General features: G+C 35.8%; 5 protein-coding genes. 2 read left to right on the top strand and 3 right to left on the bottom strand.

Annotation, left to right across the window (positions count from 1 at the left end):
* Window positions 1-135: 135 nt before the first annotated feature.
* A complete protein-coding gene (locus ATE49_RS12680) occupies window positions 136-1,794 on the top strand; it encodes an FAD-binding dehydrogenase (RefSeq protein ID WP_065082486.1) in 1,659 nt (552 codons plus the stop codon).
* 20 nt (window positions 1,795-1,814) lie between these two features.
* Window positions 1,815-2,618: an SDR family oxidoreductase gene (locus tag ATE49_RS12675; RefSeq protein ID WP_065082485.1), complete on the top strand. Its 804-nt coding sequence runs from the start codon at window positions 1,815-1,817 to the stop codon at window positions 2,616-2,618.
* A gap of 3 nt (window positions 2,619-2,621) precedes the next feature.
* Here ATE49_RS12675 and ATE49_RS12670 read toward each other — a convergent pair whose 3' ends face one another.
* The 3 genes from ATE49_RS12670 to ATE49_RS12660 all read right to left on the bottom strand — a co-directional run bounded on the left by ATE49_RS12670 (window position 2,622) and on the right by ATE49_RS12660 (window position 6,878).
* Window positions 2,622-3,146 (bottom strand): thioredoxin family protein, encoded by a 525-nt coding sequence (locus tag ATE49_RS12670; protein ID WP_065082484.1) that lies wholly within the window; start codon window positions 3,144-3,146, stop codon window positions 2,622-2,624.
* A 54-nt stretch (window positions 3,147-3,200) separates the two neighbouring features.
* Complete coding sequence (locus ATE49_RS12665; RefSeq protein ID WP_065082483.1) at window positions 3,201-4,472, bottom strand: M20 metallopeptidase family protein; 1,272 nt, start codon at window positions 4,470-4,472, stop codon at window positions 3,201-3,203.
* Window positions 4,473-4,658: 186 nt separating this feature from the next.
* The gene (locus ATE49_RS12660) at window positions 4,659-6,878 is read right to left on the bottom strand and encodes a hypothetical protein (RefSeq protein WP_065082482.1); all 2,220 of its coding nucleotides are present in this window, start codon (window positions 6,876-6,878) and stop codon (window positions 4,659-4,661) included.
* Between the last annotated feature and the right edge of the window lie 45 nt (window positions 6,879-6,923).

The raw sequence follows: 6,923 nt of genomic DNA, 5'->3' as shown, positions 1-6,923 counted from the left end.
TATTTGTTTTTATATGTATAGTAGAGTAGTTCTGTTTTTCTTGAAATAAAAACAGATACTTTTTATTATATTTGATAGTTATGTTATTAGTAGTAAGTGCTTTAGTTCTATTCGTCAAAATCAGAATTTATTAAAATGGAAAATAATTTTCATCCGGATGCTATCATTATCGGAAGTGGATTGGCAGGATTGGTTGCTGCTATGGAAATTACCGGCACCGGAAAAAAAGTCTTGTTGCTGGATCAGGAAACAGAACAGAATATAGGTGGACAAGCATTCTGGTCTTTCGGTGGATTATTTCTGATCAATTCCCCACAGCAGAGAAGAATGGGGATTAAGGATTCCTTTGAACTTGCAAAACAGGACTGGATGGGAACAGCTGATTTCGATCGTGAAGAAGACCATTGGCCAAGACAATGGGCTGAAGCTTATTTGAAATTTGCGGCTCATGATAAATATGAATACATAAGCAAAATGGGAATCAAACTTATGTTTATGGTAGGCTGGGCAGAACGAGGAGATGGCAATGCAAGCGGTCATGGAAACTCTGTGCCCAGATTTCATGTTAGCTGGGGGACAGGTACTGGTGTTGTAAAGCCTTTTGTAGAAAAAGCCTATGAAGCACAAAGAGCAGGATTACTTCAGATGAACTTCAGACATCAGGTAACAGAATTAATTACAGAAAATGGTAGTATAGCAGGAGTTAAGGGAAATATTCTGGAAATGGATGATAAAGAAAGAGGAGTTGCAACAAACAGAACTGTAACTGGCCATTTTGAATACAAAGCCCAGAATATCATTATAGCATCGGGAGGAATTGGTGCGAATCATGAACTGGTAAGAAAGAATTGGCCTGAAAGGCTAGGAAAAGCTCCCGAAAATATGGTATGTGGTGTGCCTGCCTATGTAGATGGGAAGATGATAGGCATTGCAGAAAATGCAGGAGCCAATATTATCAACAGAGACCGGATGTGGCACTACACAGAAGGCTTGCAGAACTGGAATCCGATTTGGCCAAAACATGGAATAAGAATATTACCAGGACCCTCATCTTTATGGATTGATGCTAAAGGGAAACGCCTGCCTGCTCCTTTTCTGCCAGGATTCGATACGCTGGGAACGCTAAAGTATATTCAGGATACAGGCTATGGGTATTCCTGGTTTATTTTGACCCAGAAGATTATTAAAAAAGAATTTGCACTTTCGGGATCAGAGCAGAATCCTGATATTACCAATAAAGACTACCGCCTTTTTCTGAGCCGGATTTTTGGTAAAAAAGCACCAGCTCCTGTTGAAGCCTTTAAAGAGAATGGTAAGGACTTTATAGTATCCGATAATCTGGAGGAACTCGTAAAAAAGATGAATGAACTTTCCGGAGATTATCTTCTGGATTATAATAGCATCAGACAGCTGATAGAAGAAAGAGATCGTGAGCTGGATAATAAGTTCTCAAAAGATACACAAATCAACTATATACGAAGTACAAGAAAATATTTAGGAGACAGGCTCGGACGTGTTGCAAAACCTCATAAAATCCTGGATCCGGAAAATGGACCTCTGATTGCTGTTTGTCTTAATATTCTGACCCGTAAAACTTTGGGCGGAATAGAAACTAATCTGAATGCCCAGGTATTGGGAAGCGATGGAGAAGTGCTTAAAGGGCTTTATGCAATAGGAGAAGCTGCTGGCTTTGGTGGTGGCGGAATGCATGGATACAGGGCTTTGGAAGGTACATTCCTTGGAGGCTGTATATTCTCCGGAATGAAAGCAGGAAAATATATTGGAAGACTATAATCACAATAAAAAATCAGATTATGAATGCTTATTTTAATAATAAAGTAATCTGGATAACGGGTGCATCATCTGGTATTGGAGAGGCATTGGTAAAGGAACTCGCAGTAAAGAGTAATGCAAAGATTATTCTTTCATCAAGACGGAAAGATCAGCTTTATTCAATTGCTCAGAACGCCGGACTGGATAAAGAGAGGTATGCTGTAATTCCTGTTAATTTGGAAAATTATACTGCTATGCCGGCTATCACAGAAAATGCTATTGCAAAATTTGGTAAAATAGATATACTGATTAATAATGCAGGATTGTCACAACGTTCATTGGCAATGGAAACATCTATAGAGGTGGATAAGCGCCTGATGGATGTTGATTTTATAGGTACCGTTGCACTTACTAAGGCAGTTGTTCCATCCATGATTAAGAATAAAGGCGGACAAATTGTTGTTGTATCCAGTCTTATGGGGCTATTTGGTGCACCTATGCGTAGTGGATATGCTGCGGCTAAACATGCTTTACATGGTTTTTTTGATGCTTTGCGTGCAGAACTTTATAATGATAAGGTATTGGTAACAATGATCTGTCCGGGATTTGTAAAAACCAATATTTCCATCAATGCCGTTACTGGTAGCGGAACAGCTCAAAATACAATGGACGATGCTACAGCCAATGGAATACCTGTCAATATTTTTGCACAGAAGATGCTGAAGGCAATTGCAAAACAAAAGTATCAGGCTGTTATTGGTGGAAAAGAAACCTTTGGGGTATATCTTAAAAGGTTTTTCCCTTCATTGTTGGTGAAGATTGTTCGTAAGGCAAAGGTGGTATAAATACTAACTCTTCTTCTGAACAAAATTATCATAAACAGTTTGTAACTGACTTGCTGTTAAAGAAGATGTTTTTTGTAGTTTTTCTTTGAATTCTGCTACTTCTTCAGGAGATGCCGGGCATCCGATATTCTCTTTATTTTTGTCAAAAGAATTATCCAGTACGCTTCCTTTAGCATCTAACATTACCCAGAAAGGAAGTCCGGCTTCTTTTCCCTGATATTTGTTCATTAAATCCTGTCCATTTGGATTTTCATATTTCTTAATATTTTCACCTCGCTCCTGTACAGAAACATAAGCGGTAATATAATTTTTATCAATCAGAGGCTTTACTGCGTCAGAATTTAGATTCTTTTCCATTTTCTTGCACCAGCCACACCATGAAGCATGAAAAATGAGCAGGACATTTTTATTTTCTTTTTTTGCCTGTGATAAGGATTTTTCAAGAATCTTATTAGCATCCTCTTGCTGCGCATGCAAAGAGAAGAATAATCCAATAAATAAAGCAGTGATTAATTTCCTTAGTTTCATAGTAATGAATGTGATAAGATGTTAGTATACACAAATATATGGTTTTTATAAAAGTTATTTTAATCTTTCATAAATAAGGGATGAAAAACTTTTAACACCATTTCTTATACTTTCCTCATCGACTTCAAAATCCGGCGTATGATTCATTGCAATAATTCCTTTTTTTAAATTTGAGCCTCCCAATAAGAAGTAAACACCTTGTTTTTTTTGTTGAAAATAAGCGAAATCATCATTGAAATAAGGAACCTGACCATAATCTTTAACCATTACTGTTTTCCCATAAATATTTTCAAGAGTCTCTGTAGCAAGACTGGTTAAATTTTTATCATTGAAAACTGTTGGATTTTCCTGTATATAAGAAACAGACAATAGTTGATCTTTATAACCGTTGGTTTCTAAAACCTGCCTTATCTGTGGAATAATTTCTTTCAGTTTATCAGCATTTGTTTCATAAATATAAGCTTTCATAGAAAAACTTTTATCATCAGAACCTGAAATGAAATTTTCATCTATTATCCGGTAGTTCTTAAAAATAGTGTTAGGGCTCATTAGTCCTACCTTAGGATCAATTATATATTGTATCTCCCAAGGTTTACTATTATTTTCTGTACGGGATAATGAAGCTGATATTTTTTTTGAGAGCTCTTTTACTTCTTTATCTGGCAGTGCGTTTTTTAGTTCAATTTTTACTCTTGTTTGATAAGCGAACACTTCTTCCGGTTTAGTCATAATCTGGCCAACAGGTAATGCTGTTACATGAAGTCCATAGATTTCATCAGTGTTTATTTTAGAAAACAAGCCATTATCAATCATTTTCTTTGCGCCGACAAAAGTTTCTTCTTCTGGTTGAAATATGAAATAAACGGTTCCTTTCAGCTCCTTTTTATATTTTGACAGTACTTCGGCTATACCAAGACCAATTGCCATATGCACGTCATGGCCACAGCCATGCCATATACCTTTATTTTTAGATTTAAAAGATACTTTGTCATTGTTATTACCAGGTAGAGCATCCATATCTGCACGCCATGCTATTTTTTTTCCTTTTTTTCCTCCTTTAAGAATTCCTATTAAAGAGTGTCCATATAGATCTTTTTGGACTTCTAGTCCCAGATCGAGTAAATACTTTTCCAAAACTTTTTGAGTGCGAACTTCATGACCTGCTAATTCAGGGTTTTCATGAAAATCTCTTCTGATTTCAACAAGTTTATTGAAAACTTTGTCGGTTTCCAATCCAATAGACTCGTGGATAGAAGTTTGTTTTGTTTTTAGCTGAGCACTAACCGAGCATGCCAATAGCAAAGGAAGTAAAAATTGTATTTTCATATTTAGCACTTTAATCTTTTGAAAAAATAGCTTTTAAAGATGCAAAATATTTTTGTGTCTGCTGTTAAATTATTGAAAAGTTTTTATTATAATTTAAGATTAGTGAACCATTATATAATAAATATAGCGATATTAAAAAGAATCCTGTACATAATACAGGATTGATATATTTTTAGCTGTATGGATTTAGAATCCTAAAATCTTTAATTTCAGCTGAATAGCGAAATTGTCGGTAAAATTACTGGTTTGATAATGGCCAACACGATAAAAGAATCCAAGATTGAACTGAGTGCTCAGGAAATTATTCCACTCGACACCAACTTCCTGATACAATTTGTTTAGTGTTTCAAACTTTATCTGATGAAATTCAGGGTTTTTAAAGTCTCCTATAATTCCTTTGTAAACAAGGTCAAAGCTGGAAGTATTTTGACCGAAGCTTTTAAAATGCCATGGAATACGATGGCTGATATAGAACGCACCAAATTTGTCCTGATAGTATTTTCCACTAGGCATAGTTGCAAAACCCAGGTAAGTCGTAAGATTGAAACGGCTCATAAAACTTTTCTTTCCTTCAGGAGCCAGACCTCCGCCTTCAAAGGTTTTCCAGAATGGGAAGTCACCGCCAACATAACCTCCGTAAACCCTAAGTCCGGTTTGTCCTAATATACTTTCCTGTTGGTATAATGCAAGCAAATCCAGTCGGTTGTATTTTAGATCTGTCCATCCTTTTTCCCAGTTGAAATACAGTTCCGGATACCCCTGTTCAACCATATCTTTCCCTGTTGGTGTCATGATATATTTACTGTTTGGAGAATATTTTAGAGTAACAACAGTAGAAAAATTATCATAGATCTTATCCTGGCCCTTATACAGGTAATCGAACAACGCTTCTTCTTTATATTTTGAAACTTCTACTTTATACATAAAAGAGTTAATAGGGCTGTCCAAATAAGAAAGCTTAAAACCTCTGTATCTGTAGTAGTTTAGTGTCTGAAGCCCTGCACCTGTATTCATAATCTTCATTTTACCTACCCATAGATTCTGCCTGAAGCGCCCGGATGCACCAACGTCATCAGTGTAATCTAAACGAAGTACAGCATCCCTTTCAAGGGTAGTCCTTACATCTATACCTACACGGAATTTCCACTTTCCGTCCCGCACACCATAGCCAACATAAGCATCTGGTGACACATAAGGATTAAAATTTTCATTGAGCTTCATTCCCAGTCCAAATCTGAAATTCTCGTACCTGTTGATGTCGAAGAATCTGTCGATAGGGAAGTCTATAATACCAAAACGGAAGTCTCCTCTTGTAATTCCAGCTAAAAAGTTAAGTTTAAATTCTACTTTTTTAGCCTTAAAGAGGCTGTCCATTTTGTAATAGGTGTTATTATCCCGTTGATCGAAATTATCTTTACGATATTTTGGGAGCTCTGTACCTGTAGTATTTTTTATGCTGTAAGTGTAGCCTTTGAAATCATCAGGTGTAAGTTTATTGTCAGGTACTTTGAAGTCAAAGTAATTGTTTTCTATATAAAAATAGCTATTGAACCTCTTTTTGCTATCCTTGTTTTTGAACGGTATACTACCAATTCTGGATTTCATGTATTCTTTTTCCAAAAACCAGCTGTTATTAATAGGCTTCCATATGGATATATGTTCCAAATCGGTTTTATCCTTGCCATGGTCTTCTATTTTCGCTACAGCATAATTTTCTTTGTCGATATAGATATAACCGCTATATTTACGTTTTCTGGAAAAAGTAATATTGGTTTTTCTAAAACCAATAACATAAGTTTCCCTACCATTCAGGAGAATAGAATCCGTAAGGTAATAACGGTATAATGTCCAGTTTTCTTTTTGTATTTCATCAGGGATCTGACCAATATTAGAGCGTAAAGCAATAGCATCATAAAGAGGACGCTTTAATCCGGATACTTTATTGTCCAGAATATCGATATGTTCACCTTGCTCTTTATTGTATTTATACTCCATAGCACGTTCCCAAAGGAACATTTTGCTGGTGGTAAGCATATCTTTATAGCTTACATCTTCTATGGAATCTTTGCGTTTTCTTTTGGAAAACTCAGGGTTATCACCTAAGAGTTTCAAAGAATCAATCCTGCGTGCTACATAGTTCTGATAATTGGCAATAGAATCTTTGTCAAAGTCTACTGAAAATTTACTGTAGGCCTTAAAGCTGTAGGAATCCTGACTTTTAGGACTGTTCTGTTTGAAGTTCCTATTGGCTTTTGCCAGTATAGCAAGAGCCCGAGGATTACTTCTGTTGCTTAAAACAATTTCCTTGATATTTTTATATGAAGTACTACTATCTGACTTTATGGAATTGGTTTTATTCTGAGCAGAATAAAGAACTGGAATAAGCAGTAGCAGTAGTTTTTTCATAAGTCAAATTTATGAAACAAAATTTGATTTATAAAGTATTCTGTA

Origin of the sequence: Elizabethkingia miricola (genome assembly GCF_001675285.1) — a bacterium.
Taxonomy (GTDB): domain Bacteria; phylum Bacteroidota; class Bacteroidia; order Flavobacteriales; family Weeksellaceae; genus Elizabethkingia; species Elizabethkingia miricola.
The sequence above is the reverse complement of the archived record's forward strand: the minus strand, read 5'-3'. Positions and strand labels throughout refer to the sequence as shown.